This window comes from Sinobacterium norvegicum, assembly GCF_923077115.1.
Classification (GTDB): Bacteria; Pseudomonadota; Gammaproteobacteria; order Pseudomonadales; family Sinobacteriaceae; genus Sinobacterium; species Sinobacterium norvegicum.
Window position 1 is genome coordinate 122935 of record NZ_CAKLPX010000003.1, and the last position, 26103, is coordinate 149037.

Here is a 26103-nt window from a genome sequence, read left to right on the forward strand (position 1 = left end):
ATGATCAGTTTATTCATTGAATTACGTGTGTTTTCTAAGGTGTTAACGTGTAAAAGAGGTGACCATAAATGGATGATTTTGAACTCGACCAAATCGACAACTCGATGCCACATTTTGAAGGTGAGCACGATGGCGATGGTTTCTATCTAGAAGAGTGTCTCGAGGATCAACTCGATACGATGCAGGGCTTTAATAGCCGTCATCAGCGTCTCGATGAAATCGATGCTGAGCTGCAAAAGGAACTTGATACCCAGTACTCAGAAACCAAGCTCAGTCATTAGCAGCATCATTACAAAAGGCTGTTTAGGCTGACAAATCTTGGGCGGTGATGGCGGTGACGTTAATCAACCACTGCCCATCTGTTAGTTGATATTGCCATTGAATATTCTTGTCGAATAAGCGCATGCCATAGACGCGTTCGGCATCGAAAGTCTGATAGGCAGGTTTTGGATCCTGTGATAATATTTGTCCTAACAGTTCTGTTAGGTCTATGCCCTTCTCTCGGTAAAACTCTTCACACTGCTGGCTGGCTGGCGGACTGATATGCACGGCAATTTTCTGTGGTTCTGCCTCGGCGAAGGCGTGAGTCGCCTCAGCAACGCTGTCGACATAGGGAATGTAGGGTTTGATATCAAGCACCGGCGTACCATCGAGCAAGTCACAGCCGCTGATGATCAGCCGTGGCACCGGTGTCTGTTCAACCCGCAATAATTTCACCACCGACAGGCCGAGCGCATTCGGGCGGTGGGTGGCGCGGGTGGCGAAGACGCCTAAGCGTTTGTTGCCGCCGAGCCGGGGTGGCCTGACTGTCGGCTTCCAGCCCTTGTCGATGGTTTGATGGAAGATAAACTGTAGCCAAATATGGCTGGCCTGTGCCAGCCCACTGAGCGCCTCGGGGCGACTAAACGGCGCCACCAATTCAACGCTTGCCTCGACGTCGGGGGCCAGTTGTGGCTGGCGAGGAATACCAAATTTTTCCTTGTAGGGCGAATGCACAACAGCCACGGGCGTTAAGTTAAAAGCCTTCATGACGGCGTGTCCTCATGGCGAAAGCCAATGGCTGTAATAATCCGCTCCATGTCGAGGTGCTCATCGACGCTGGCGGCGATACGGTCGATGTCATGCTCACGTCTGGCGTCATAATCGATGGTTTCAACCTCATTGATGCCAGCCCATTTAAGCAGCGCCTCACAGGCTTCGGGGTGATCAAATAAACCGTGTAGGTAGCAGCCGAAAATCTGTTGGTCGGCGGAGATAACGCCGTCGTCGGTGCCGTTATCGAGCTTGACGGCAGGCTTGTTCAAATCGCTGCCGGTGGTCATACCGGCATGAATTTCATAACCGCTGATCGCAGCGCCGTTAAACAGTGTGCCGGTGACCTGCTTCAGTTGCTTGTGCTGTTCGAGGGTGGTCTCGATATCGAGCAGTGCCAGGCCGCGGCTGCTGCCTGGGGCGCTCTCGATACCCTCCGGATCGTGAATCGCCTGCCCCAGCATTTGATAGCCGCCGCATATGGCCATGAGTTTGCCACCATAACGTAGGTGTTTATCGATGGCCTCGGCCCAGCCCCATTCTCGCAGCATCGCTAAATCGTTACGGACATTCTTGGTGCCCGGCAGAATGATTAAATCCGCCGCTGGAATGCCTTCACCGGCGCGGACAAACTGCAAATCAACCTGCGGGTGTAGACGCAGGGCATCGAAGTCGGTGTGGTTGCTGATACGCGGCAGTAAGGGCACGATGACTTTGATTTCGGCGTGGTCACTGATTTGGCTCTGCTCGATGGCGTCTTCCGCCTCTAGGTGGAAATCCATTAAATAGGGCAGGACACCGAGTACCGGAATACCGGTGCGCTGTTCCAGCCAGTCGTTGCCGGGCTGCAGCAGTGACACATCGCCGCGAAAGCGATTGATGACCATGCCGACGACACGTTTACGCTCGCTGTCACTGAGTAATTCGAGGGTGCCGACCAGGTGGGCGAAGACGCCACCGCGGTCGATATCGGCAACTAAAATGACCGGGCAGTCGACGGCCTCGGCAAAGCCCATATTAGCGATGTCGTGTTCACGCAGATTGATCTCGGCCGGGCTGCCAGCGCCCTCGACGATGACGGCCTGGTATTGCTCGCCGAGGCGGGCGTGGGATTGCAGCACATACTGCATCGCCTCGAGCTTATACTCGTGGTAGCGGCGGGCATTCATGTCGCCAATGGCCTGGCCGTGGATAATGACCTGAGCGCCGATGTCGGTATTGGGCTTGAGTAGAATCGGGTTCATATCGGTGTGCGGTGCCAGTTTACAGGCCTGTGCCTGAACGGCCTGGGCACGACCAATTTCGCCACCATCGACGGTGACAGCACTGTTTAATGCCATGTTTTGGGGTTTGAACGGGGCAATTTTATAGCCGCGATGATAGAGCGCGCGGCAGATGGCCGTGGTCAGTACGCTCTTGCCGGCATCGCTGGTTGTCCCCTGAATCATTAGCGTGGGAATTTGGGTATTACTGATCGTCATATTGCTGCTCGGTGTTGTTACTGCTCAAACTCGTCGTCCTGCCAGACGTTTTCCATCATCACGCTGTCGACATCGAGGCGCTGGCGCCAATTCTGTTGCGCCAGCATTGGCTCGCTATAAAATTCATCGACGTGGCCAATGCAGAGTATGGCAATCGGCGAGGCCCCCTGAGGTATCGATAGCAAGGCCTTCAGTTTGTCGGGGGCAAAGATAGATACCCAGCCGAGACCAAGGCCCTCGGCTCTGGCGGCCAGCCACATGTTTTGAATGGCACAGCTGGCCGAGGCCAGGTCCATTTCCGGCATGGTACGGCGGCCTAACACATAGTTTTCGCGGCGATCCTGCAGGCTGACGACGATGATTTCACCGGCCTCGCGAATGCCCTCTAGCTTCAGTTGTTGGATCTCGGCGCTGCGGGCCGAGACGGCCTCGGCGGTGGCGGCTTTTTCGTCGCTGACCAGTTGATAGAGATCCTGGCGCAGGGTGGTATCGGTAATACGGATAAATCGCCACGGCTGCATAAAGCCGACGCTGGGAGCGTGGTGGGCGGCCAATAGCAAACGCTGCAATACCTCGGGATCGACCGGGTCTGGTTTGAAGTGACGCATATCGCGGCGCTCAAAAATTGCGCGGTAAACAGCGTCTTTGTCGGCGTCGGGGTAGCTGTGTTTACTCATAATTTCGGGTCTTTTCAACGGCAAAAGCTGCCGGCAATTGCTTGCCGACAGCTTTGACAGTGTAATCGATTGGGCGGCGGACGGCGAATGTTGACCGCCCGCCGGGTCGATATTACCAGCTTGGGGTATAGGCAACGCTTAACATAGTGTTAAAGCCGTCGTTGTTGTAGTTGATGTTGTTGTAATCGGCATTGGTAAAATATTCTTTGTCGAATAAGTTGTTCAATGCGGCGGTTACTTGCCATTCGCTGTTAACGGCATAGCCAAGGCGGAGGTGGGTAAGACCATAGCCTGCCAATTCGTTGGTCGCGTACTGGTCGTTCTTGGAGTATGACGACGAGCGGATCTGCTGCATCAGACTGACGCTCCACTGGCCGAAGTCACGGTGAAGATCGAAATCAGCACTGTGTTCTGGGCGCTGAACAAGATCATACCCAGTGGTCTCGTTAGTGGCCGACAGGTGAGTGTAGTTGGCATCGAGTGTCCACTGAGCAATCTCGGTAGAGACAACGACTTCAACACCTTTGAGCGTGGCTTCGCTGACGTTTTCAGGCTGAGAGTAGTAAGTGTTTGGGTTGTAGACCCATTCGATTAAGTCGTCGACTTCATTGTGGAAGAGGTTGACCTGCACATCGACAAGATCGAAGTGGCCGCGGATCGACAGCTCTTTGTTCTTCGATGACTCAGGCTTAATATCGGGGTTACCGACAGCGGAGCCATCATCGGGGTAGTAAAGGTCGTTAAACGATGGTGCACGGAAGGCGGTGCCATAGCTGGCGACGACGTTGATGTTGTCGCTGAGGTCAACACCGAAGTCGACTTGGCCAGTATTGTTGGTGCCGTAGGCGCTGTTGTCATCGCTGCGGCCTGACAGTGCTAAGTGGGTGCGTTCGAAGTCAATCTCATACTGACCATAGACGGCGACGTTGTCACGCTCATCCTCAGAGAAGTCGGCGGTGGAGTCAACGCTGTCTTTCTGGCCATCGATACCGGCGATCAGGCGCTGGTTGTCGGTGATGGTGAATTCATTTAACCAGTTGGCAAAGTAGCGCTGGGTATTGAATTCCGAGGGGTAGAAAGACAGCAGATTGTTGTTGTCGTCGGCGTAGGCGTCTTTTGACGTGGTTTCGTCCTTACTGGCACCGATAACAGCCTCGGTACGCCATACACTGTTGACCGTCCAATCGGCCTTAAGCGATGTGGCTGTGACCTGATAATCGGTATACGGATTAACGGCAATGCTGGGGTCAGCAGGCGACCAATCGGGGTTGCTCGGCTTGTTATTGTCGAACTCGCTCTTACCGAAAGACTGGTAAGCTGTCGCCTTTAGGCTGAAGTCTTCGCTGAAGTGGTGGCCTACAGCAGCAGAAAGAGTGGTATTGCGGAAAGCTTCATTATCGTCGTTACCGTTGTCTTTCTCTGCGGTGCTGTCAAAGCCCTCGGTCTCGTAGTGAGAGGCTGATGCCTGGTAGAAGGTGTTGTTGCTCTGACCTTGAATGCCGGCGGCGGTATTGAGGGTATTGTGTGATCCGTAACCCTGCTTGATATAGGCTTGGTTATAGTCTTGGTTGCGCAGACCTTCATTGGTGAATAATTGGATAACACCGCCAACGGCATCGGCGCCATAGAGGCTGGAGCGTGAACCGCGGACAATTTCAACACGCTCAATACTGTTGGCGTCTAAATATTGGTAGGCGGTACTGCCAGTGGTGGCTGAGCCAACACGAAGGCCATCGAGTAAAACGACAGACTGGGCTGTCGCCGAGCCGCGAATTAACAGACTGGTTTGAGCGCCGGTACCCCCACTTTGAACCATATTAACGCCGGCAGTACTGTCGAGTAGGGCGCCGAGTGAGGGTGGTTGGATACGCTCGATATCGGCCTTGCTGATCACAGTAACAGGGGCTAACACCTGGCTGACCGGTGTCTCAACGCGTGAGGCAACAATGACGGTTTCTTCGATCTTATCGTTGGTGTTTTCGGTGGCAAATACCGGGGCTGCCGCAAGAATGGCGGCGGGCAGTGCGAGTTTCTTAAACATTTTTATATCCCAATCAAGGTAGGTTCAACATCGTGTTGGATTGGGCGGGGGAAATAGCAGACAGCGTGAGTCAGACTCAGTAGTTCTCTGCGATGAGGCCCTCCGCGTCATCGTTTGCATCGCTGTTAAGGGCAGGTTCCGGGCTTGTGTTTTCACACATACCGTTGCGGGGGCAGCCTAGGAGTTCGACCAATGTCGGTACCTAATTCCCTGAGTCCGTCGCAGTATTCTCTGTCAGACGGCACCTTATACAGTGGGCGGAACTATACCTTGGGGTTGTTGGGGGGTCAACGGTTAGCGCATTAAGCTTGGTCGTTGACTGGCCATTGTCGAACCATGTTTAGCAGCGCATCACACAGGGGGGTGGCAATATTATTCTTTTCTGCCAGCCGACAAAAGTAACCGAGAATATAGTCTATTTCGGTGCGGCGTCCGGCCTGACGGTCCTGCAGCATCGAGGAGCGGTTGTTGGCGGTGGCGGTGGCCACTTCACGGGCCAGCTCCAGCGCCGAACCAACGGCGTGATAGTGGCCAGCTGCCCGTGTTACTTGATCGACTTCGGCGGCTAATTGTTGCAGCTGCAGGTAGACATCGGGCAGTGCTAACAGATCGCCGTTGCGGCATTGATGAACCGCTGTCAGTGGATTGATCAGGGTGTTGATCAACACTTTTTTTAACAACAGCGGTTCAATATGATGGCTGGTCTCAAGGCTTAACTGTTGGTTGGGTAAATCATCGAGCAGAGCCGTGAGCTGGCGGTCATTGGACAGCTGTTCGGGAAAGCGGCCAATCACCGTATTGCCGGCACCGGCATGGATAATATTGAACGGCGAGGCGACATAGGCACCGTCGGTGCTAATACCACAGTAAAGCTGGGTGCTGGGGTATTGTTCCACCACCGCCTGTTGCTGGCCCATGCCGTTTTGCAGTAGCAATATTGTGGCGTCATCGGCGAGGTTGTCGGCAATGCTGGCCAGGGCCTCGAGGGTATGCTGCGCCTTGGTGGCGACAATCAGTCGGCTGATAGGTTGGTCGATCTGTGTTGGTGTGACCAGCTCGGCGGCCAGCATCACGGTTTGCTGGTCGCGATTGAGGCTGAGCCCACCGTTGGTGTTGTATAAGTCAATCGACTTCTCATCTCTGACAACAAGTGTTGCTCGGATATTTTGTTGTTGTAAACTTGCCGCCCACAGGCAGCCGATGGCCCCGGCACCGAGAATATACCATGCCGAAGCGGCGAGATTTTGCTTTGCTGAGCGAGACCTTGGCATAATTGACTGCTTGCTGAATATGTCGGCGGCGGTGTTGGGCTTCATCGGACCGTTATACTGACTTGATTAACTGGTTGTTTTGTCCAGATAGACGTTTGCTAGTTGCCCTTAGGCGGTTATAGTAGCGACTGTGGTGATAATACGCTAGCGTCACGCTATTCACATATTTTTAAAGGGTTTGATCATGCCAAGCTTTGACACTATTTCCGAAGTTGATAAACACCAGCTGACTAACGCCGTCGATCAGGCACGCCGAGTGATTACCACCCGTTTCGATTTTAAAGGGGTCGACGCGCAATTTGACCTCGACGGTATGGTGGTTGGTGTGAGTGCCGGTGCCGAGTTTCAGGTTAGCCAAATGGTCGATATTCTGACCGGCACATTGCACAAGTGCAACATCGATCCCGGGGCAATGGATTTGGCCGATATGGTGACCACGGGGATGACGGTGCGCCAGAGTATCACCTTTAAAAATGGCCTCGACAAGGATGCATGCCGAAAGATTATGAAGGCCATTAAAGAAACCAAATTCAAGGTCAAGGCGACGATTCAAGATGAGCAGGTGCGGGTCGAGGGCAAGAAGCGTGATGACCTGCAGCAGATTATGAACCTGTTGCGCGGTGAAGACTACGGTCAGCCACTGCAATTCAAAAACTTCCGCGATTAAGCTGTTGTCGACTATCGAAAGCGATATCGAGAAGCTCAGCTGGGCACAGGCACTAAAGGTTTATAGCCAGCCCAGTGTGGTGATTATGCTGCTGCTGGGCTTCTCTGCCGGGCTGCCATTTTTGCTGGTGTTTTCAACTCTAACGGCTTGGCTGAGTGATTATCAGGTTAGCAAGGCCTTGATAGGTTTTTTTGGCTGGGTGGGGATTACCTATTCCGTCAAGTTCTTCTGGTCGCCGGTCGTCGACCGTATTCAGCTTCCAATGCTGGGGCGGATACTGGGGCAGCGTCGCAGTTGGATTCTATTTGGCCAGTTGATTGTGGTCACCGCCCTGCTGGCGATGAGCGGCGCAGACCCGTCGAGCCAGCTGACTATGATTGCCGTTTACGCAGTCATGGTTGCCTTTGGCTCATCGACACAAGATATTGCCATCGACGCCTACCGTATCGAGATACTCGAGCAGCGCTACCAAGGAGCCATGGCCGCCGCTTATGTGTTTGGTTATCGTCTGGCCCTACTGGTGGCCGGTGCGGGTTCGTTGTATATCGCCGATTGGTACAGTTGGTCTGTGGCCTATCAGGTGATGGCTGGCTGTATGTTAATTGGTGTTGTGACAGTGATGATAGCCCGTCGACCCAGCGGCGAGAAGACACCAGAGCCATTGATTGACCGTGGGAGTTCGTTGAGTAAAACAGCACAACTGAAAAACTGGCTCGACCAGTTTGTGGTGCAGCCTTTTGCCGATTTTTTCAGGCGCTATGGCCGCTTCGCCGTTACCATATTGCTATTTATTGGTATCTACCGTCTCAGCGATATTGCCATGGGCGTGATGGCCAATCCGTTTTATCTCGACCTGGGTTTTAGCAAGAGTGAGATTGCCAGTGTTGCCAAACTTTTTGGCTTTGTGATGACGATTGCTGGGGCAGGTTTTTGCGGCGTGTTGGTGGCTAAATACGGTGTGCACAAACCGCTGCTACTGGGCGCGGTTTTAGTGGCATCGACCAATTTAATCTTCTGTCTGCTGGCCGAGACGGGGTATAACTTGAATCTACTGATTATCGCTATTAGTGCCGATAATCTCAGTGCCGGCATTGCCTCCACGGCTTTTCTCGCCTATTTGGCGGGTTTGACCAATACCTCTTACACGGCGACGCAATATGCCTTGTTCAGCTCTTTAATGACGCTGCCGGGTAAGTTCTTCAGCGGTTTCTCCGGTGTTTTGGTCGACGCCTATGGCTACACCGAATTCTTTTTAATCGCCGCGGCGCTGGGCTTACCGGCTATTATATTGTCTGCCTATTTATTGAAACGCCAACTGTAAATGAACGTCTTTTATCGCCTTTTGCTTACCGCCTCATTTTTTGCCGCCAGTCTGTCGCAGGCCGACACGCTGTGGTTGAAGAACGGCGATAAGATCAGTGGCGCGATGGTGACGGTCAATGAGGAGTCGTTAATATGGCGTCATGACAGCCTCGGTGAGCTATTGGTTAAACTCGAAGATGTCAAAGGGGTGGACAGCGACACCCGCTTTGATGTGGCGGAGAAAAATTCGCCACGGCTCTATGACTGTCGCTTCTTTGTCCTCAACCATGTGCAATTACTCGACTGCAGCCAGTACAAATTATCGCTGGTTGAATTTGCCGATGTTTCCGGTGCGGTTGCCGCCGCGGCCGATGGTCCGCCAGCACCGGTGGCAACCTCGCATAAAGGGTTTATCAGTGTCTCGGTGGAGAAATCCAGCGGTAATACCACCGAACTCGATATTAATGTTAGCTTCGAGGAGCGGCTGCGCTTCATCGACACGCGGCATACCATCGATGGCGAGTACCGGCTCGAGACGATCGATGAGACTGATCAGCAGCAGCGCCGTTCACTGGGTTATAAATACGATCACTTTCTGACGCCACAGTGGTATTTCACCGCCAACGGTAATGTCTCCGACGATGAATTTAAAGACATTCGTTCTCGCTATGCCGGCGGTGCCGGTTTTGGTTATCAGTTTTTAGAAAATGAGTTTGTCGAGCTGTCGATGGAAGGCGGTTTGAACTATGTCAGTGAGGACTATATTGTGGCCATTGACGAGGACCGGAACCGGCCAGCATTTCGTTGGGCGGCGGACTACCGCTGGTATGTCGAGGGGCGGGGCAATGGCTTAGAGTTTTTTTACAATCATGAATACTTGATCTCCCTGCGTCAGGCATCGGACTGGGAATTCAACGCCAACACCGGTATGAGTTACCCGATTACCGGCAAGATCAGCGCCTCGCTCAGCCTCAGTTATGACTACGATGGCGACCCGCCAGAGACCAAGGAGGCACAGGATGCCGTGTGGTTGCTGGGCTTGGATTACAACTGGTAGGGCGGTACACGAACCACAGACAAAAAAGCCACCGATAATTGCTTATCGGTGGCTTTTTTCGCGCGCTTTATTAGATACGAATACCGCCGTCCATCTCAATAACACGACCGGTAAAGTAGTCGTTCTCAAGAATATAGGCGGCGGTCTTACCAATTTCTTCTGGCTCGCCCAGGCGTCCCATCGGAATCATCGCGGCCATTTTCTCCAGTGCTTCCGGCTTCATTGAGGCAACCATTTCGGTGGCGATAAAGCCCGGCGCAATGGCGGCGGCGCGGATGCCGTAGCGAGACAGCTCTTTGGCCCAGGTAACAGCCATGGCAGCCACACCGGCCTTGGCGGCGGAGTAGTTGGTCTGGCCGAGGTTGCCGGCCTTGGAGACACTGGAGATGTTAATAATACAGCCCTTGGTGCCAAGCTCGATCATCTTGGTCGCCGCCTCGCGACCGCAGAGGAAGACGCCGGTCAGATTGACGTCGATAACTGCCTGCCATTCGGCCAGGCTCATACGCTTGGTGACCTCGCCGTCTTTGGCCTTGACCATTAAGCCGTCGCGAAGTATACCAGCGTTGTTGATCAGGCCGTGGAGGTTGCCCATTTCTTTGACGATGTTATCGAAGGCAGAGATTACCTGATCTTCATCGGCAATATTGGCAATATAGGCGCAGGCATCACCACCGGCATCTTTACACAGTTGAATCGACTCATCTAGGCGCTCTTGGTTGAGGTCGATCAGGGCGATTTTAGCACCCCGGCCAGCAAGGCTGACAGCCATTGAGCGGCCGAGACCTTGTCCGCCGCCGGTAATAGCAATCACTTTATCTTGTAAATCCATGGGGTTACCTGTTGTTAGGTTAGGGGGATAACAATTGTCACTGCGCGATAGCGCTGTTATTTTGGCGTGAATTCTGCCGTATTTGACGAAAAAAGGCAAAACGCGACGGAGATAATGCTCTGCCGTGTTTGGATCGCATTGGTGCTGACGGCGACGATTAGCGACAAGCACGGCGACTCAGATAGGGGTTACTGCTCATAGCGGGGCTTGAAACCCTCTGCTAGTGTCATCATATTATTGTTATCGCCAAATTGATTTGGCCGTATCACCACGTTGAGGCTTTTATATGCGCGCTTTATTTCTGATGTTTATCGTCGTTCCCGTGATTGAGATGTTCTTATTGATTAAGGTCGGCGGTATTATCGGCGCCCTACCAACCATCGGTTTGGTCTTGCTGACGGCCGTCATCGGTTCTTGGCTGCTACGTAAAGAGGGTATCTCGACCCTGGCCAGGGCCAACCATAAAATGCAGAGTGGTCAGCTGCCAGCCAAGGAAATGGCCGAGGGCATCGCCATTGCCGTCGGTGGCGCGCTGTTGCTGACACCGGGTTTTGTCACTGATTTTATTGGTTTTAGCTGTTTAATTCCCGGCATTCGTCGCCCTATTATGGCGATGATGATGAAACGAATGGTCGCCGCTGGCGGTACCGTGTATATGCAAGGGCAGAGCCAGAGCTTCAACCATCAAACCGGGCCATTTGACGCCAACGCATCCCCGCTTGACCGCGACGATCATGATCACGATGTTATCGAGGGTGATTTTCGTCGAGAGAAATAATCGCCCCGGCGATCGTGGTGGCAAAAAACACATTTTTTTTGTCGCCAGCCGTTGAAATTGCGGTTTCCCCCCTCCATATACTTATCCATAAATATTGAGCAGCCCTGTGTGGGGCTGCTAGCCCCTAAAATAGTAACAATGATCAGGCAGTAGCCTTCATCAACATATCTTTGGAGATATAATCAATGAAACTTCGTCCATTACACGACCGTATCGTAGTTCGTCGCAAGGAAGAGGAAGCTTTATCTGCAGGCGGTATCGTGCTTCCGGGTTCAGCGAAAGAAAAGCCAAACCAAGGTGAGGTTGTTGCCGTGGGTAGTGGTGCCTTACTCGACAGCGGTGAAGTCCGCGCTGTAGCCTTGAATGTAGGCGATGTGGTTGTTTTCGGTCCTTACACCGGCAATGCCATCACCATCGAAGGCGAAGAGCTAATCATTATGAGCGAAGCTGATATCTTTGCGGTTATCGAAGCTTAATTTATTGACCCACGCTGGGCCGCAACGATGTTGCCTTTTTGCCGAGCGTTTTAATCTACAGTTTTAAGGAATTTGATCATGGCTAAAGAAGTATTATTCGGTGACGACGCTCGTCAGAAGATGCTAGACGGCGTAAACATCCTGGCTAACGCCGTAAAGACAACCTTGGGGCCAAAGGGCCGTAACGTTGTATTAGACAAAGCCTTCGGCGCCCCTACCGTCACTAAAGACGGTGTCTCTGTGGCCAAGGAAATCGAACTGGCTGATAAGTTCGAAAACATGGGTGCACAGATGGTTAAGTCTGTTGCTTCTCAGGCCTCTGATGTTGCCGGTGACGGTACTACCACAGCGACTGTATTGACTCAGGCGATTGTGAACGAAGGCTTGAAGTCAGTTGCTGCCGGCATGAACCCAATGGATCTTAAACGCGGTATCGACAAAGCCGTTGCCGCTGCTGTTGAACAAATCAAAGCCTCTGCAGAGCCCTGTGCTGATACCGGTGCTATTGCTCAGGTTGGTACTATCTCTGCTAACAGCGATACCCACGTCGGTGAAATCATCGCCGAAGCCATGGGTAAGGTAGGTAAAGAAGGTGTTATCACCGTTGAAGAAGGTAACGGCCTAGAGAACGAACTCGACGTTGTTGAAGGTATGCAGTTCGATCGCGGCTACCTATCACCTTACTTCATCAACAACCAAGAGAGCATGAGCGCCGAGGCTGAAAGCCCGTTCATCCTATTGGTTGACAAGAAAATCTCAAACATCCGTGAGTTGCTACCGATTCTTGAGCAGGTTGCCAAGACTTCACGTCCGCTGGTTATTGTTGCTGAAGATGTTGAAGGCGAAGCGCTGGCAACATTGGTGGTTAACAACATGCGCGGCATCGTAAAAGTTGCAGCTTGTAAGGCACCGGGTTTCGGTGACCGTCGCAAGGCCATGTTGCAAGACATCGCCATCCTAACCGGTGGTACTGTGATCTCTGAAGAGATTGGTCTTGACCTTGAGCAGGCTGGCCTGGAAGTACTGGGTCAAGCTAAGCGTGTGACCATGGACAAAGAAAATACTGTCATTGTTGATGGCGCTGGCGATGCTGCTGCCATTACTGCCCGTGTTAACGAAGTCCGCGTACAAATCGAAGCGACCACTTCTGACTACGACCGCGAAAAGCTGCAAGAGCGTGTTGCCAAGCTGGCCGGTGGTGTTGCTGTGATCAAGGTTGGCGCTGCCACCGAAATCGAAATGAAAGAAAAGAAAGCCCGTGTTGAAGATGCACTACACGCAACCCGCGCTGCTGTTGAAGAGGGTGTTGTTGCCGGTGGTGGTGTTGCACTGGTGCGTGCCGCCGCTGCTATTGCTGGCCTGCAAGGTGATAACGAAGATCAGAACCACGGTATTGCCGCTGCTCTTCGCGCCATGGAAGCGCCACTGCGTCAGATCGTTGCCAACGCCGGTGACGAAGCTGCTGTTGTTCTCGACAAGGTGGCTAACGGCGAAGGTAGCTTCGGTTACAACGCTGGCACCGGTGTCTACGGCAACATGCTAGAAATGGGTATCCTCGATCCAGCCAAGGTAACACGTACTGCATTGCAGGCCGCGGGTTCGGTTGCTGGCCTGATGATTACCACCGAGTGCATGGTGGCTGATGAACCATCTGAAGCTGGTGCTGGCGGTATGCCAGACATGGGCGGCATGGGTGGCATGGGTGGCATGCCAGGCATGATGTAATCCCAGCACTGAATTAAGTGTGAAAAAAACCCGCTTTTTAGCGGGTTTTTTTGTGGCTGGTTTTTGCGCTGACTTCGCTCCGCCCCGCTGCCATGATCGGGCTGCGCGGCTTGTTAGCCGTTTATTTGATTATATACATTCCTTCACTTTCAGGCCGACTTAGTTCAAAACCAAATTTCTCGTATAACGCTGGCACATCAGCCATTAACGTTATATATGCTCCCTTGGGTGCATCACGATCTAGGTAATCCATAATACTCTGCATTATCATTCGACCAAGTCCTTTTCCCTGATAGCTAGGCTCTACAGCAACATCCACAACTTCAAAATTCAGTGCACCATCACCAACGACGCGCCCCATACCTACAGTTTGATTATCAATCGTAATATGAACACCAAAAAGGCTGTTTGGCAAAGCTCGTTTTGCCGCATCATAAGGGCGTGGGGTTAACCCTGAAATATCCCTTAACCGAAGGAAATCATCAACAGAAACTACATTTTCGATTACGTTAAACAAACTCGAACTCCAAAAATTGGTAACGCCCGCCTGACCTGCCTGAGGTCATGTGCAGTCGCTTGTTATATGCCTTCACTTCGAAAGAACACTTTCAGTTAAGTATTTAAGTTGTGCAATAACCATAAGAGTCTTTCCCAAAATGTCGCGGAAGTCAAAATATGATAACTCTTTTGAAATTGTACTTTTATTCCATGCTATAAATTTTTTACGATTTTCTGGATTATTTGTATGCGCAAGATCACCATAAAGAAAACCTTGATAAATATCCCAGTTGGACATTATTTCACCATTGTAAATAAGTGATGAGTCAGAATTCCAATACTTTTTAATCCACGCCTGAATCTCTATTAAGTTTTCCAGCTTAGTTTCGTCCGCCCCAAATTTTTTGAAATGAGAATGTAAATTGTTGACTCGGAAGTTCTCGTTTTTTTGAAAGAATAATCTATGCGTCAAAAGAAATGCATCAAGCTCTTCTTCAGTTGGGCCTATGTAGTCTATTATTTCAGAGCCTATTGTGACCTTATGCTCTTTCTGCATTTTTTTCGACAATGAGCTAGCAATAAGCTTTTCTGCTTTGACAACGAATAACTCAAGAACTTCTTTAGAATGCATAGCTAAACTCTAGCGTTCATATAACGCTTATTCCACTGACTAATCGGTATAACCTGCCATTTGTATATATCCGTTTATGCCCTTATCTCACTGTCATTTCAAGGTATTCCGTCTTCTCGGCGTTATACGGAGAACAGGGCCAATATTACTACTTTTACTGTGTCTATATGCAGTGGTTGCCCCCCGACGCTATCCAAGAGACTAATCGAGTATCCAAAATACTGTGCGCAACCCAGGCCGCGCAGTCGATCATTGCTCTCGACTGTAAAAAGCGCAGCGACAGGAGAGCGGTGTGACTGACGGAGTGGCGTTTGGAGTGACACGCGAAGTGATGATTCGGCATCGCTTGGTTGTGGTATCGGCGGGCGCAGCTGAGGTGATATATTAGGGCTTTATTTACCAGCAAGAGATCCCCCATGGTCAACAAACCCGTCGCCGAAGCCTGCCTGCGTAACCAGCAGCCGATTGCCGAGATTTTGCAGCAGTATCTTGGTGATCAGCGCTGCTTATTAGAAATCGGCAGTGGCACCGGGCAGCATGCGGTTTACTGTGCCGAGCGCCTGCCACAGTTGCAGTGGCAGCCGACGGAGCTGGCCGGCAATATTGCCGGTATCGATCTGTGGCGTCGGGATGCCGGGCTCGATAATATACTGCCACCGCTAATCCTCGATCTCGACCAGCCCTGGCCGCAGGTGGCGGCGGACAATATCTTTACCGCCAACACCGTGCACTTTGTGTCGCAGGCCAGTGTCGATAATTTGTTTGCCCAGGCCGGCCAGCGTTTGCCGGTGAAAGGCCTGCTGATGATTTATGGCCCGTTTAACCAGGGGCATCAATACACCAGCGAGGGAAATCGGGGGTTGGATCAGTGGCTGAAAACCTCGGTTAACCCGCAGGCAGGCATCAAGGATATCGGCGATATTACCACGCTGGCGGCGGTGAATAACCTTACTCTGATCGCCCGTCACACCATGCCGGCGAACAACTTGATGCTGGTGTTTCGTCGTTAATTGCGAGTTGACGGTGATTACTTGTTGCTAACCTACCTGCAGGTAAGTTAGGATTCTCTTCATGCAAACCAGACCTCACAACCGCAAACAGCAGATAGTTGAACTCGGCATCGATCTTCTACAGACCCATGGCTTCGAGAATTTCAGCTATCAAGACCTGTCCCGCCAACTGGGTATTACCAAGGCGAGTATTCATCACCACTTCCCCAAGAAATCTGATTTGGGCGTGGCGCTGTGTGAGGCGATTCAACAGTGGCATGAGCACCAATATCGACAGGTACGCAGTATGCAGGGTGGTGCGCTGGATAAGCTGCGTCATTATCTTGCTCGGTTGCAGCAATATGTCGCCGACGAGGGAAAAATCTGCCCATTGAGTAGTTTGCAAAGTGATATCACGGTATTGCCCGACGAGATGGTAACGGCGATCAAACGCCTCGATCACCATGAGACGGCTTTTATCGCCGAGATCTTACAGCAGGGTCGGGACAATGGTGATTTTGGCTTCCAAGGGTCGGTGATGAGTCAGGCGATGATTGTGGTGTTGTCGTGTAAGGGGGCGCTGCAATACGCCCGTATTCACGGTGATAATATTTTTACCGATACCGTAAAGCAGTTAGAGACCATGCTGCAGCGGTAATTTTTTATTTTCGTAACCATCCTACTAGTAGGTTGGTTTTATTTGACAGCCATTTTTGGCGATAGCTAACGAGTGAAAAATATGAGTCAGCAAAACAGTTTATTTGCCCCCGTGCAGTTGAGTAAGCTCTCTCTGCCCAATCGCGTTGTCATGGCGCCGATGACCCGTTCTTTTTCACCGGGTAATGTGCCGAATGATTTGGTGGTGGAATACTATCGTCGCCGCGCCGCCGGTGGTGTCGGTCTGATTATTACCGAGGGCACCTGTGTTGGCCATAAGGCGGCATCGGGCTACCCCAATGTCCCATTTATTGCCGGCGAAGAAGCCCTGGCCGGCTGGAAAAGAGTGGTCGATGCGGTGCACGCCGAGGGCGGAAAAATTGCACCACAGCTATGGCATGTTGGCGGTATTCGCGCCCCCGGTATTGAACCTGGCGGTGATACCCCAGGCTATAGCCCGTCGGGTATGGCGATGCCTAATATGGTGACGGGGCACGCGATGACCAAGCAGGATATTGACGAGGTGATTGCCGCCTACGCTTTGGCCGCCAAACAGGCCAAGGAGATTGGCTTTGATGCCGTCGAAATTCACGCCGCCCATGGCTATCTGATCGACCAATTTTTCTGGGCCGAAACCAACCATCGTACCGATGAGTACGGCGGTGATTTGGCCGCACGTTCACGTTTTGCGTTAGAAATTGTCCGAGCAGTACGCGCCGAAGTTGGTGAGGACTTCCCGATTATGATGCGCTGGTCGCAGTGGAAGCAGCAGCAGTATGAGGCGCGTTTGGTTGAAACGCCGGAGCAATTGGCCGACTTCTTAACGCCCTTTGTCGACGCTGGCGTCGATATTTTCCACTGCTCCACCCGTCGTTTCTGGGATGCGGAATTTGCAGGCAGCAATCTTAACCTGGCCGGCTGGGTCAAAAAGCTAACCGGCAAGGAAACCATTACGGTGGGCAGTGTCGGCTCGAGCAATGACTTCCTGCCTATCGATGGCAGCCATGACTTCCAAGCAGCGGAGCCGGCCAGTTTGGATAAGCTGATTGAGCGCCTGGATAATCAAGAGTTTGACCTGGTCGCCGTCGGCCGCGCCTTGATTGCCAACCCGGATTGGGCCAATAAAACCCGTGATGGTTTGACCGAGTCGTTAGAGTCTTACAGCAAAGAGCGCTTGCAGACCTTGGTGTAACGTCCGTTATCCACAGCGTTAACAATAGTGCAGGCGCTGGCAGCATAGTCGCGTCTGTACTATCTTTTTGATTTTTGATTTTTATAAGGAAATCCTATGCCACTGTTACAGGATTATCATACGGCGTTATTCGGTTTTTTCGTTATTGTTCTGACTCTGATAGTGCAGACCATGGTGGCTGCCTTTAGCAAGGCGTCGATGCCGGGCGCGGTGCCGGGTAAGATCGATGCCAGCCTCAGCCATGAATCGTTTGTTTTCCGCGCCAACCGCACCGTGGCCAACTCACTGGAAAACGTGCCGGCGATATTAGGCAGTTTTATATTGGCGGTTTTAAGCGGCGCCGATGCACAGTGGACGGCAATTTTTGTTTGGCTTTATGCGCTGGCCAGGTTGCTGCACATGGTGCTGTACTATGTTATTGCCACCGAGAAAAACCCCAGCCCGCGCTCTTATTTTTACCTGCTGGGCGTGATTGCCACCTTGGGCTTATTGATCACCGGCTTGCTTGCCCTGCTATAGTGTTCAGTGCCCCAAAGGTTGTCCGCAGCTCTGATTGGCCGGTATGGCAATATCCATCAGTTTGGGATCTGCCAGTTTAAGGTTGTCGAGAATAGCGGCCAACCCCTGCCAATCCCTGACCTGTAAACGTGGGTTGTGTTTTCTCTCTTCGCCGATGGTGGTCTTGGTCCAGCCCTTATAATCGTGTCCGGGATAGACCGTCACCTCGTCGCCCAAGGGCAGTAGCTTGCTGAATAGACTGTGGTATAAATCTTTGCTGCTGCCGTGTTGGAAATCCGTTCTGCCGGTGCCACGAATAAGCAGTGTATCGCCGGTAAACAGATAGCCATCGTGCTCATCCAAATAAAAACAATATGAATCGTTAGTGTGGCCGGGGGTGTAAATAGCCGTCAGTGCTAAGTTGCCGCAGTTGATGAATTCACCATCGTCGATATGACGGTCGGCACAGTGCATGGTGCTGTGAGTGCCGACTATGGTCTGGCAGCCGGTACGATCCCTCAGCGCCCCTAGGGCGGTTACGTGGTCGGCGTGAACATGGGTATCAATAGCGTATTGCAGCATCAGCCCAAGCTCATCAAGCAGCTGTAGGTAATACTCCAAATGCTCCTTAACCGGGTCGATCAACAGCGCCTTGGCACTGTTTTTGTCGGCGAGTAAGTAGCTGTAGGTGGAGCTTTCTCGGTCAAATAATTGTCTGAAAATCATGCGGGTAACCTATATCGTTAGCTGGCCAGTTCGTTGCTGTTAAATGCTGCTGCCACCTGCTGTGGCAGGGCAAACCAGCGCAAGGCTTCTGCACTGGCCGGCAGCTCAAGGCGGTATTGCTGTGCCCCTGGCTGTGGCGTGGTCAGCAGCTGTTTGGCGGTATCGAGACATTGCTGCAAACAGAAGGTCTCATTGCTCAACTCGTCATCGGTGTGCCGCTGGCTGAAATCGAGTTGCTGCAGACAGCTGGCCATTGTCATGGTCTTGTTTTGATAGAGCCAAGTACCACTGGCCTGATCAAAATTATAGTACGGCAGTAAGCGCCAGCCGTGTTGGGCAATCAGCTCGACGGCCTGCACTAAATACTGAAAAGTTGCCTCGTCGATAAAATAGTTAAAATTGAGTCTTACCCAGCCTGGGCGCAACACCATATGGCCGTTGACCAGTTCTGCCTCCAGCGCCTTGCTGACGGACATCGGCATATTGAGCAGGCTGTGGCCATAGGGGCCGGCGCAGGAGCAGCCGCCACGGGCTTGGATGCCGAACAGGTCGTTGAGCAGGGCAACGACAAAGCCGTAGTGCAGGTCTTCATCGCGGTGCTTGATCTGCAGCGATACAATCGATAGTCGTTCCGCGGTAGTGCCACCGAGAATGTCAATGTTGTCGTGCTGCTGCCATTGCTTGAAGGCGCGCTGGATAAAATCAGTTTCGAGCGCCTCGATGGTGTCGGTGCCGACATCCTGTTGCAACTTAAAGGCCAGGCCGGCGCGGATGGATTCGATGATGGCCGGTGTGCCGCCTTCTTCGCGGCGCTCGAAATTATCGCTGTAGCGATGATCTTCCGGAGTGACATAAGTCACGGTGCCGCCACCGGGTAGGGCCGGCACACTGTTGTTAAGCAGTTGTTTTTTGACCACCAGCACGCCGGGCGTGCCGGGGCCGCCGATGAATTTGTGCGGCGAGATAAACACAGCATCCTTGTAGCTGTGTTTATCTGGGTTCATGTCGATACCGACATAGGGGGCGGCGGCGGCATAATCCCACAGGGATATGGCCTGATGTCGATGCAGCAGGGTGGCGATGGCGTCGACATCGGATTTGATGCCGGTGACATTGGAGGCGGCGGAGAAACTGCCGATTTTCACCTTGCGATCGGCATATTCAACCAACTTTTGCTGCAGTGTAGCGGTGTCGATTTGACCGTTGTTATCGAGAGGGATGGCCACCACATCGGCAATCGACTCGCGCCAGGGTAACTCATTGCTATGGTGCTCGTAGGGGCCGATAAAGACGACAGGGCGGTCATCGGCGGCAATGTTGTCCATTAGCTGATAGCGCTGGCTGAGGTCGGCCGGCAGGCGAATATTAAGAATGTCGATCAGCTTGTTAATCGCTGCGGTGGCACCGGGGCCACAGAAAATGACCTTGTCATCGTCGTTGCCGTTAACCGCCGCGCGAATAATCTCCCGCGCCTGCTCGCGCAGTCTTGTTGACTGGGCACCGGTATAAGAGGTCTCGGTGTGAGTATTGGCGTAATAGGGCATGACCTGCTGACGAATGTAGTCCTCAATAAAACTGAGGGCACGACCAGAGGCGGTGTAATCGGCATAGACCAAAGGCTTGCGGCCAAAGCTGGTGGTAATGGGGTGCTTGTCGCCGATCACGGCTTGGCGAATGGTGCTGATAAGGTCGTGGTTCATAGTTGGTCTTCTGTTCGCTGAATAGGTTGATATTTTAAATCATCAAGCCTGAAAAATTATCCCTTGTTTTGCGCGCATAAATAAAATATAGGAATATTTTGCCGTTATTGGTTTATAATTCGGAATATAATTCCTTTAACTGTTTTCAAGATGGATGGCGCAATGGATAAGCACGACTGGGGCATACTGACGCTGCTACAAAAAGACGCGACGCTGGCGGTGGCTGAATTGGCGGAACGGGTGGGGATTTCGAAGTCGGCCTGTTGGCGACGGGTGCAAAAACTCGAGGCCGATGGGGTGATTCGCGAGCGGGTGGCACTGTTGAATCAGGACAAGGTCAATCTGGCATTGACGGTTTATATCTCCGTGCGCACACGCCATCACAATGACGACTGGCCGAAAACGTTCAGGCAGGTTATTGAAAGCATAGAGGGTGTGTTGGAAGTCTACCGCATGAGTGGCGACTTGGATTATCTGATCAAGGCGGTGGTCGTCGATATGCCGGGATACGATCGGCTCTATCAGCAATTGATCAAGGCCGACTTACAAGATGTTAGCTCCAGCTTTGTGATGGAGACGATGAAACAGACCACAAGGCTGCCGTTGCCGCGGTGATCTGTCGCTGGCAGTCAGCCTCACTTGTGCCTGTTGAGTAAGGCGGTGACAGCGGTAATCACGTCGGTGGCGACCATGCCGTGGCCACCCTGTTGTTGGACATAATAATCGGCGGCGCAGGCATGCAGGCTGACGCCAAGTTTGGTGGCTTGGTGGCTATCGAGACCCTGAGCCACCAGCGACACAATAATGCCGCTTAATACATCGCCCATGCCGCCGGAGGCCATATAGGGGTTGCCATCGGGGCAGAGACTGATTTGCCGGTCATGGGCAACCAGGCTTGAAGCCCCTTTTAACACGGTGACTGCGCCATAGCGCCGGCTGAGTTGCCGAGCTCTGTGGTCGCGGTCAGCCTGTACTTCGGCGGTGGTGAGGTTGAGTAGTCGACCGGCTTCGCCAGGGTGGGGGGTGATTATACGTTGGCCGGTGTGGTGATCGAGTAAGCGTGGGTCGGCGGCAATGATGTTCAAGGCGTCGGCATCAAGCAGTAATGTTTTGTCACTGGCTAAGACTGTTCGAAGACAGGCTTTTGACCAGTCATCCTGTCCCAGACCAGGTCCAATGGCCACGGCTGTCGCCGCTGCGAGTAAGCGGGAGAGCTTCTTGGTATCGTCACAGGCTGAGACCATTAACTCTGGTCGTCGACTGATATAGGGGGCGATATGCTCTGCTTGAGTGGCCACAGAGACCAGCCCAGCGCCGGCTCGCAGCGCGGCTTCTGCGGCCATCAAGGCGGCGCCGCCATAGCCGTGGTTGCCGCCAACGACTAACACATGGCCGTGACTCCCTTTATTGCTGTCGGCAGCGCGTTTGGGCAGAGCTTTTTTCAGCTGTTCGAGGTCGAGCAGCTCGATAGCCTCCCCCGCCTGTGGATACAATGTTGTCGGTATCGATAAGTCATCGAATAGCCGCTGCCCCGTCCACTGTTGGCTGCCCGCTTGATACAAACCACGCTTGGCGCCAATGAATGAAAGGGTGACATCGGCGGTGACCGCAGCGCCGAGGGGCTGGCCGCTGTCGCCGCACAGCCCTGAGGGGACATCGATGGCTAAGACCGGTAGCTCGGATCGGTTAATCAGGGCAATGGCTGCGGCGAACGCGGGGCGCACCGTTCCGCTCAAACCGGTGCCTAATAAGGCGTCGACAATAACACCGTGATCAAATCGGCTGTCATCGGTAAGGGGTTGATAGCCTATGCCTTGTTGCTGCATGGCCTTAAAGGCGAGGGCGGCTTCGTTAGCAATCTTAGCGCTGTCGCCGACGACATACACGACTGGAGTGAGGCCGGCCTGTATGGCAATGCTGGCGATGGCAAAACCGTCGCCGCCATTATTACCGCAGCCGCAGAGTATGTGCAGTGTGGTGGCGTCGGGCCAGCGGTGGCGCAGCAGGTCGAAGGCTGATTGTCCGGCGCGCTTCATCAAGGTGTAGCCAGCTGTGCCTGCGGCTATGGCCAGGCGGTCGAGTTGGCGCGTCTGTTCGCTGGTAAACAGTTGCTGCGGTTGGCATATCATCGTCATTACTCATTTTTTGAAGCATTATGAGTATCTTAGCGGAAATATTGGCAGCTTGTGCCATACTTTTTAGCGGTCAATACTGTCACTAAAAGGATGCGCTATATGGATAATAAAATTGTTCTGATTATACTTTCGATCGTGCTAGCACCGCTGGCTGTGTTTCTGCAGAAAGGTGTCGGCAAGGACTTGCTGATTAATGTCGTTCTGTGTTTTTTCTTTTATCTACCCGCTGTTCTACATTCGTTGTGGTTGGTCACGCAGAAATAGTTTGCCGGCATATATAAGTCTGTTTCAGCAGTCTTATATATGTCGTCGGTCATTTTTAAATGATTGAAAAATAACAATAATCCATCAACTTTAAGGTAGTAAAAACCCTTGCGGGCTGTCAGAATCGGCACATATCAAAATATGTCGAGAGCCGCACCAGGCTGAGATAAGTTGAGTGTTAGCCTATGGACAGGGAATTTAAAGCAATCGTCAGCCGCAATGATGCTGTTCAACAGCAGTGTTATGAGATTAGGACAGCAACAGATGGCTTTGCAGCCTCGCCCCTCGCCAGCCGACGAATCTTTCGCAACCGCTGCGAAGCCCGGCAATTCCTATTGCAGCTCGGCAGTAGTCAACGTCTACCCATTGCCTTATCAGCGCTGCACAGTGGTCAGCGGATCAATGCCATTGCCGATGACTTGTGCGTCGGCAGATTGCGCGTCATCGTCCATCAACTCCCCGTTCAGGCTGTGACCGTCGAGCTCGACGCCACCGATGCGGCTAGGCAGTCGCTGTTAAAGAAAACCCAGGCAACGCTGCAAAAAATCATCGCCGAACAAGACCGGGAAACCCGGGTCATCGCCAAGGCGTATGATGAAAAATCGGTGTTGGGCAAGGCAGGCATGCACGCGGAGGGTATGGCTGAGGGCTTTGTCGAGACCGGCGCCGCGTTTTTAACCTGGGTAGGCGATGTTCACGATGTCGTCGACATGCAGAAACGGATGATGCGGGGCGCCAGCGCCGCAATGCAAAGCTATCGCGGTCCGGATTTCAGCTTCGGTGATTTTCAAGGTCGTATGATACAGGCCGAATATAAAGAAATCGTCGAGGTGTTGGGTTTTGACCCCTACAAGATTGACCCCGAAGCCATCGTGCAGGCATTCGAAACAACAAAGCTAGTGTTGCAGGATGAGCAAATGGTGGCCTTGGCAGAAGCCTTCGCCTACCGCTATGTCGCCGCCCAGCACAGCACCGAATATACCGGCATCATCGGCAACGTCATCTTTGAGATAGTACTTACCGCCGTCTTGATCTTCCTCACCGCCGGAGCCGGCGTGGCCGCCACCGCTGGCAGCAAACTGAAAAACGTCGATGCCCTGAAAGACCTGGGCCGCTGTTTCGATGATTTCGTTAAGCTGATAAAGAAGAAGCAAGCCAAGCAGTTAGACACCGACAGTGGTCAGCAGACAGCTATTGGTAAGGCTGATATAGTAGAGCAGGAAGATGTGGATGTTAGTCCCTCTAATCCTAATGATGCGAAGACAGTAAGAACTGACCAAATTGGAAGTGATGAGGTTGTAGCTCCAGACAAGTCATTATCAGAAAATAATGGCGTATCCAATGATAAAACCCCTAAAGAAATGGTGGATGAGTTAACTCCAGAGGAGCTTGAGCTAGTTAATGATGTATCAACCTTTAAAACTAATGGCGTTAGTAATCAGGATGCAGAAAACTGGTTGATTAATCATCCAGATGGGCAAGAGTATTTCGAAATTTTACGTGCATCTATTCAGGATGATATTCCTGATGAGCAGGTGCTCTCATGGGCTACGGATCATGTGAAGTCAGGGGCTAGTCTGCCGGAAAAAATATCCGTGGATGAGTCTCTTGTAAAAATAATTCCTAAAGGTAATAATATTAGCGGTTCTCAAAATAGTCCTTTTTTGACAACTAGAGAAGAATTGTTAAAAGCACAAAATTCCGATAAAGGAATGTGGGACTCATTTGGGTTGCCTATGAAAAGTGATGCCTTTGAGTATGATGTGTATGAACTCCCACCAAAAGAGGGAGCAACTGGATTTTTATCCAAAATTGCACCAACTGAAGAGCTTGGTGGAAGATTTAAAACCAATGCAGGATCAAATCAGGTGTTACTACCAAGTAAAGATTCGTTTGGAACTTTTGAAAGGGTAGGTAGTGTTGGAGGTTGAGATGAATAAAGAATTATTAAAAAAAAAGGCGATATCACTTGAATTATCTTTGGTGCAATACTCGGGCAGCAAGGATGATATACTTGCAGTGAAAAGTAGTATTGTAAAGCTTATTGATCGCGCTAAAAATGAGCTTATAGATATACCTATGGATATAGGTGATGTCCCTGGAGGGTACCAGTGGAATAATAGTGGTATGAGTTGGCCAGAAAATATTAGAAATTCATATCATGATTTTAGAGTAGAGATATCCGGTGGCTTAAGTGATGCCGCAAAAGAATTTTTGGCTTCGAGGAAAGAAAAAAATATTTAGCTTTATTAAGAAGATTACAATAAAAAAATACAGAGTAAGGTCTTTGATTGTTTTTATCTACTGCCTTGATGTTATGAAAAAATAAAATAATATGAGGAACCATCTATTTCGCCTTCGTATTACAAGGTAAGATGTGTGGTAGAAAGATTGCTTCCATATATCCTTCCAGCGTCTCGCCCCTGTCAGCGTCAGCAATATCATTCCCCCTAAACTAGGTAACTCACAGAATAGTAAAAATTCCACCCAAAACAAGCAGAGGGCATGGCCGAGGGCTTTATCGATGCCGGTGCCCGTTTTGAGCCTGGGTAGGCGATGTTCACGATGTCGTCGACATGCAGAAACGGGTGATGCGGGGCGCCAGCGCCGCAATGCAAAGCTATCGCGGCCCGGATTTTAACTTTGGTGATTTTCAAGGTCGTATGATGCAGGTCGAATATAAAGAAATCGTCGAGGTGTTGGGTTTTGCCCCCTACAAGATTGACTCCGAAGCCATCGTGCAGGCGTTTGAGATCACTAAGTTAGTGTTAGCGGATGAGTAGCTATCCGAGCTGATCACGGCCTTTGCCCAGCGTTACGTCAGCGCCCAGCACCGAATACACCGGCATGATTGGCGACCTGCTCGAGATCGTCTTGACCGCGATATTAATCTTCCTCACCGCCGGAGCCGGCGTGGCCGCCACCGCTGGCAGCAAATTGAAAAACGTCGATGCCCTGAAAGACCTGGGCCGTTGCTTCGATGATTTCGTCAAGCTGCTCAAGAAGAAGCAAGCCAAGCAGTTAGGCACCGACAGTGGTCAGCAGACAGCTATTGGTAAGGCTGACATAGTTGATTATGTATGCTGGCCCTTCTAATCCTAATAATGCTCGCGCGTCAAAAGCTGAACAAGTCGATAACGATGAAATTATTGTTGCCAAAAATCTAGAGACTAATAGCCAAGATATAAGAGAAGAATCGAAGAAGTGGACAGGTGCTAAGGCGGCTCGCTTTTTCCGGTGGTGTCGTTGCAGAGTTATACCTCATTAGAAGCAGTAAACTTGAAGAAGCTTCAGGTGGTGGATTTATCGAGAAAGGGGTGCGAGGAGGCATAGACAGCTTAGATGATGCCTTTTGTTTGAGGCTGCGGTAAGTGTAGGCACTAAAGGAGCGCCCACCCTGAGAAAAAGCTCTGTCGCTAAGGTTAATTCGTAGTTGCTCACAGCCTGCTGCTGCCGGCGTTTAGTTTCTGCTAA

Annotated in this window: 28 protein-coding genes and 1 riboswitch; of the genes, 17 read left to right on the plus strand and 11 right to left on the minus strand. The window is 51.8% G+C overall.

Annotated elements, in window-relative coordinates; translation table 11 throughout:
* The first annotated feature begins 68 nt into the window (after window positions 1–68).
* Entirely contained in the window at window positions 69–281 is a 213-nt protein-coding gene (locus L9P87_RS12455; RefSeq protein ID WP_237445079.1) for a hypothetical protein, read from the plus strand.
* Window positions 282–303: 22 nt separating this feature from the next.
* Here the strand turns inward: L9P87_RS12455 and tsaA are convergent, their stop codons facing one another.
* The 5 genes from tsaA to L9P87_RS12480 all read right to left on the minus strand — a co-directional run bounded on the left by tsaA (window position 304) and on the right by L9P87_RS12480 (window position 6547).
* Window positions 304–1029, minus strand: coding sequence for a tRNA (N6-threonylcarbamoyladenosine(37)-N6)-methyltransferase TrmO (gene tsaA, locus L9P87_RS12460; protein WP_237445080.1), 726 nt, complete (start codon window positions 1027–1029; stop codon window positions 304–306).
* On the minus strand, window positions 1026–2513 hold the full coding sequence (locus L9P87_RS12465) for a cobyric acid synthase (RefSeq protein WP_237445081.1): 1488 nt from the start codon (window positions 2511–2513) through the stop codon (window positions 1026–1028). The genes tsaA and L9P87_RS12465 overlap by 4 nt, the downstream gene beginning before the upstream one ends.
* Before the next feature lie 17 nt (window positions 2514–2530).
* The gene (bluB, locus tag L9P87_RS12470; protein WP_237445082.1) at window positions 2531–3190 is read right to left on the minus strand and encodes a 5,6-dimethylbenzimidazole synthase; all 660 of its coding nucleotides are present in this window, start codon (window positions 3188–3190) and stop codon (window positions 2531–2533) included.
* A gap of 112 nt (window positions 3191–3302) precedes the next feature.
* Entirely contained in the window at window positions 3303–5231 is a 1929-nt protein-coding gene (locus L9P87_RS12475; RefSeq protein WP_237445083.1) for a TonB-dependent receptor domain-containing protein, read from the minus strand.
* Between the two features lie 113 nt (window positions 5232–5344).
* Window positions 5345–5495: riboswitch (cobalamin riboswitch) on the minus strand.
* Between the two features lie 38 nt (window positions 5496–5533).
* Window positions 5534–6547, minus strand: a complete 1014-nt coding sequence (locus L9P87_RS12480) for a ketopantoate reductase family protein (protein WP_237445084.1) — start codon at window positions 6545–6547, stop codon at window positions 5534–5536.
* Window positions 6548–6686: 139 nt separating this feature from the next.
* Here L9P87_RS12480 and L9P87_RS12485 point away from each other — a divergent pair, with 139 nt between their 5' ends.
* The 3 genes from L9P87_RS12485 to L9P87_RS12495 are packed head-to-tail and all read left to right on the plus strand — an operon-like array spanning window position 6687 to window position 9528.
* Window positions 6687–7169: a YajQ family cyclic di-GMP-binding protein gene (locus L9P87_RS12485; RefSeq protein ID WP_237445085.1), complete on the plus strand. Its 483-nt coding sequence runs from the start codon at window positions 6687–6689 to the stop codon at window positions 7167–7169.
* Between the two features lie 4 nt (window positions 7170–7173).
* On the plus strand, window positions 7174–8490 hold the full coding sequence (locus tag L9P87_RS12490) for an AmpG family muropeptide MFS transporter (RefSeq protein ID WP_354001899.1): 1317 nt from the start codon (window positions 7174–7176) through the stop codon (window positions 8488–8490).
* Window positions 8491–9528: a DUF481 domain-containing protein gene (locus tag L9P87_RS12495; RefSeq protein ID WP_237445086.1), complete on the plus strand. Its 1038-nt coding sequence runs from the start codon at window positions 8491–8493 to the stop codon at window positions 9526–9528. It begins immediately after the preceding gene.
* Between the two features lie 70 nt (window positions 9529–9598).
* Here the strand turns inward: L9P87_RS12495 and L9P87_RS12500 are convergent, their stop codons facing one another.
* Complete coding sequence (locus tag L9P87_RS12500) at window positions 9599–10360, minus strand: SDR family oxidoreductase (protein ID WP_237445087.1); 762 nt, start codon at window positions 10358–10360, stop codon at window positions 9599–9601.
* Between the two features lie 286 nt (window positions 10361–10646).
* Between L9P87_RS12500 and L9P87_RS12505 the strand changes: the two genes are divergently transcribed.
* The 3 genes from L9P87_RS12505 (at window position 10647) to groL (ending at window position 13339) form a co-directional block, all read left to right on the plus strand.
* Window positions 10647–11138: an FxsA family protein gene (locus L9P87_RS12505; protein ID WP_237445088.1), complete on the plus strand. Its 492-nt coding sequence runs from the start codon at window positions 10647–10649 to the stop codon at window positions 11136–11138.
* Window positions 11139–11323: 185 nt separating this feature from the next.
* Entirely contained in the window at window positions 11324–11614 is a 291-nt protein-coding gene (locus L9P87_RS12510) for a co-chaperone GroES (RefSeq protein ID WP_237445089.1), read from the plus strand.
* 75 nt (window positions 11615–11689) lie between these two features.
* Window positions 11690–13339 carry a chaperonin GroEL gene (groL, locus tag L9P87_RS12515; protein WP_237445474.1) on the plus strand — a complete coding sequence of 550 codons (1650 nt, stop codon included), beginning with the start codon at window positions 11690–11692 and terminating at the stop codon, window positions 13337–13339.
* A gap of 121 nt (window positions 13340–13460) precedes the next feature.
* Here groL and L9P87_RS12520 read toward each other — a convergent pair whose 3' ends face one another.
* Together L9P87_RS12520 and L9P87_RS12525 are read right to left on the minus strand one after the other, a co-directional pair.
* Complete coding sequence (locus tag L9P87_RS12520; protein ID WP_237445090.1) at window positions 13461–13856, minus strand: GNAT family N-acetyltransferase; 396 nt, start codon at window positions 13854–13856, stop codon at window positions 13461–13463.
* A gap of 72 nt (window positions 13857–13928) precedes the next feature.
* The gene (locus L9P87_RS12525; protein ID WP_237445091.1) at window positions 13929–14468 is read right to left on the minus strand and encodes a hypothetical protein; all 540 of its coding nucleotides are present in this window, start codon (window positions 14466–14468) and stop codon (window positions 13929–13931) included.
* 416 nt (window positions 14469–14884) lie between these two features.
* On the opposite strand from L9P87_RS12525, the gene L9P87_RS12530 reads away from it, so the two are divergent.
* The 4 genes from L9P87_RS12530 to L9P87_RS12545 all read left to right on the plus strand — a co-directional run bounded on the left by L9P87_RS12530 (window position 14885) and on the right by L9P87_RS12545 (window position 17825).
* On the plus strand, window positions 14885–15478 hold the full coding sequence (locus tag L9P87_RS12530) for a DUF938 domain-containing protein (RefSeq protein ID WP_237445092.1): 594 nt from the start codon (window positions 14885–14887) through the stop codon (window positions 15476–15478).
* A 61-nt stretch (window positions 15479–15539) separates the two neighbouring features.
* Entirely contained in the window at window positions 15540–16115 is a 576-nt protein-coding gene (locus tag L9P87_RS12535) for a TetR/AcrR family transcriptional regulator (RefSeq protein ID WP_237445093.1), read from the plus strand.
* A gap of 81 nt (window positions 16116–16196) precedes the next feature.
* Complete coding sequence (locus L9P87_RS12540; protein WP_237445094.1) at window positions 16197–17306, plus strand: NADH:flavin oxidoreductase; 1110 nt, start codon at window positions 16197–16199, stop codon at window positions 17304–17306.
* A gap of 96 nt (window positions 17307–17402) precedes the next feature.
* Window positions 17403–17825 carry an MAPEG family protein gene (locus tag L9P87_RS12545; protein ID WP_237445095.1) on the plus strand — a complete coding sequence of 141 codons (423 nt, stop codon included), beginning with the start codon at window positions 17403–17405 and terminating at the stop codon, window positions 17823–17825.
* A gap of 3 nt (window positions 17826–17828) precedes the next feature.
* Here the strand turns inward: L9P87_RS12545 and L9P87_RS12550 are convergent, their stop codons facing one another.
* Window positions 17829–18530 carry an MBL fold metallo-hydrolase gene (locus L9P87_RS12550; protein ID WP_237445096.1) on the minus strand — a complete coding sequence of 234 codons (702 nt, stop codon included), beginning with the start codon at window positions 18528–18530 and terminating at the stop codon, window positions 17829–17831.
* A gap of 17 nt (window positions 18531–18547) precedes the next feature.
* The gene (locus tag L9P87_RS12555) at window positions 18548–20230 is read right to left on the minus strand and encodes an aminotransferase class V-fold PLP-dependent enzyme (RefSeq protein ID WP_237445097.1); all 1683 of its coding nucleotides are present in this window, start codon (window positions 20228–20230) and stop codon (window positions 18548–18550) included.
* A gap of 162 nt (window positions 20231–20392) precedes the next feature.
* Between L9P87_RS12555 and L9P87_RS12560 the strand changes: the two genes are divergently transcribed.
* Window positions 20393–20845: an Lrp/AsnC family transcriptional regulator gene (locus L9P87_RS12560; protein WP_237445098.1), complete on the plus strand. Its 453-nt coding sequence runs from the start codon at window positions 20393–20395 to the stop codon at window positions 20843–20845.
* 20 nt (window positions 20846–20865) lie between these two features.
* On the opposite strand, the gene L9P87_RS12565 is transcribed toward L9P87_RS12560, so the two are convergent.
* Window positions 20866–22365: an NAD(P)H-hydrate dehydratase gene (locus tag L9P87_RS12565; RefSeq protein ID WP_237445099.1), complete on the minus strand. Its 1500-nt coding sequence runs from the start codon at window positions 22363–22365 to the stop codon at window positions 20866–20868.
* Between the two features lie 99 nt (window positions 22366–22464).
* Between L9P87_RS12565 and L9P87_RS12570 the strand changes: the two genes are divergently transcribed.
* The 5 genes from L9P87_RS12570 (at window position 22465) to L9P87_RS12590 (ending at window position 25725) form a co-directional block, all read left to right on the plus strand.
* Window positions 22465–22629, plus strand: coding sequence for a YqaE/Pmp3 family membrane protein (locus L9P87_RS12570; protein ID WP_237445100.1), 165 nt, complete (start codon window positions 22465–22467; stop codon window positions 22627–22629).
* Window positions 22630–22814: 185 nt separating this feature from the next.
* Window positions 22815–24560: a hypothetical protein gene (locus L9P87_RS12575; RefSeq protein ID WP_237445101.1), complete on the plus strand. Its 1746-nt coding sequence runs from the start codon at window positions 22815–22817 to the stop codon at window positions 24558–24560.
* Between the two features lies 1 nt (window position 24561).
* The gene (locus L9P87_RS12580) at window positions 24562–24873 is read left to right on the plus strand and encodes a hypothetical protein (RefSeq protein WP_237445102.1); all 312 of its coding nucleotides are present in this window, start codon (window positions 24562–24564) and stop codon (window positions 24871–24873) included.
* 332 nt (window positions 24874–25205) lie between these two features.
* On the plus strand, window positions 25206–25412 hold the full coding sequence (locus L9P87_RS12585) for a hypothetical protein (RefSeq protein WP_237445103.1): 207 nt from the start codon (window positions 25206–25208) through the stop codon (window positions 25410–25412).
* 22 nt (window positions 25413–25434) lie between these two features.
* The gene (locus L9P87_RS12590) at window positions 25435–25725 is read left to right on the plus strand and encodes a hypothetical protein (RefSeq protein ID WP_237445104.1); all 291 of its coding nucleotides are present in this window, start codon (window positions 25435–25437) and stop codon (window positions 25723–25725) included.
* Window positions 25726–26103 lie beyond the last annotated feature (378 nt).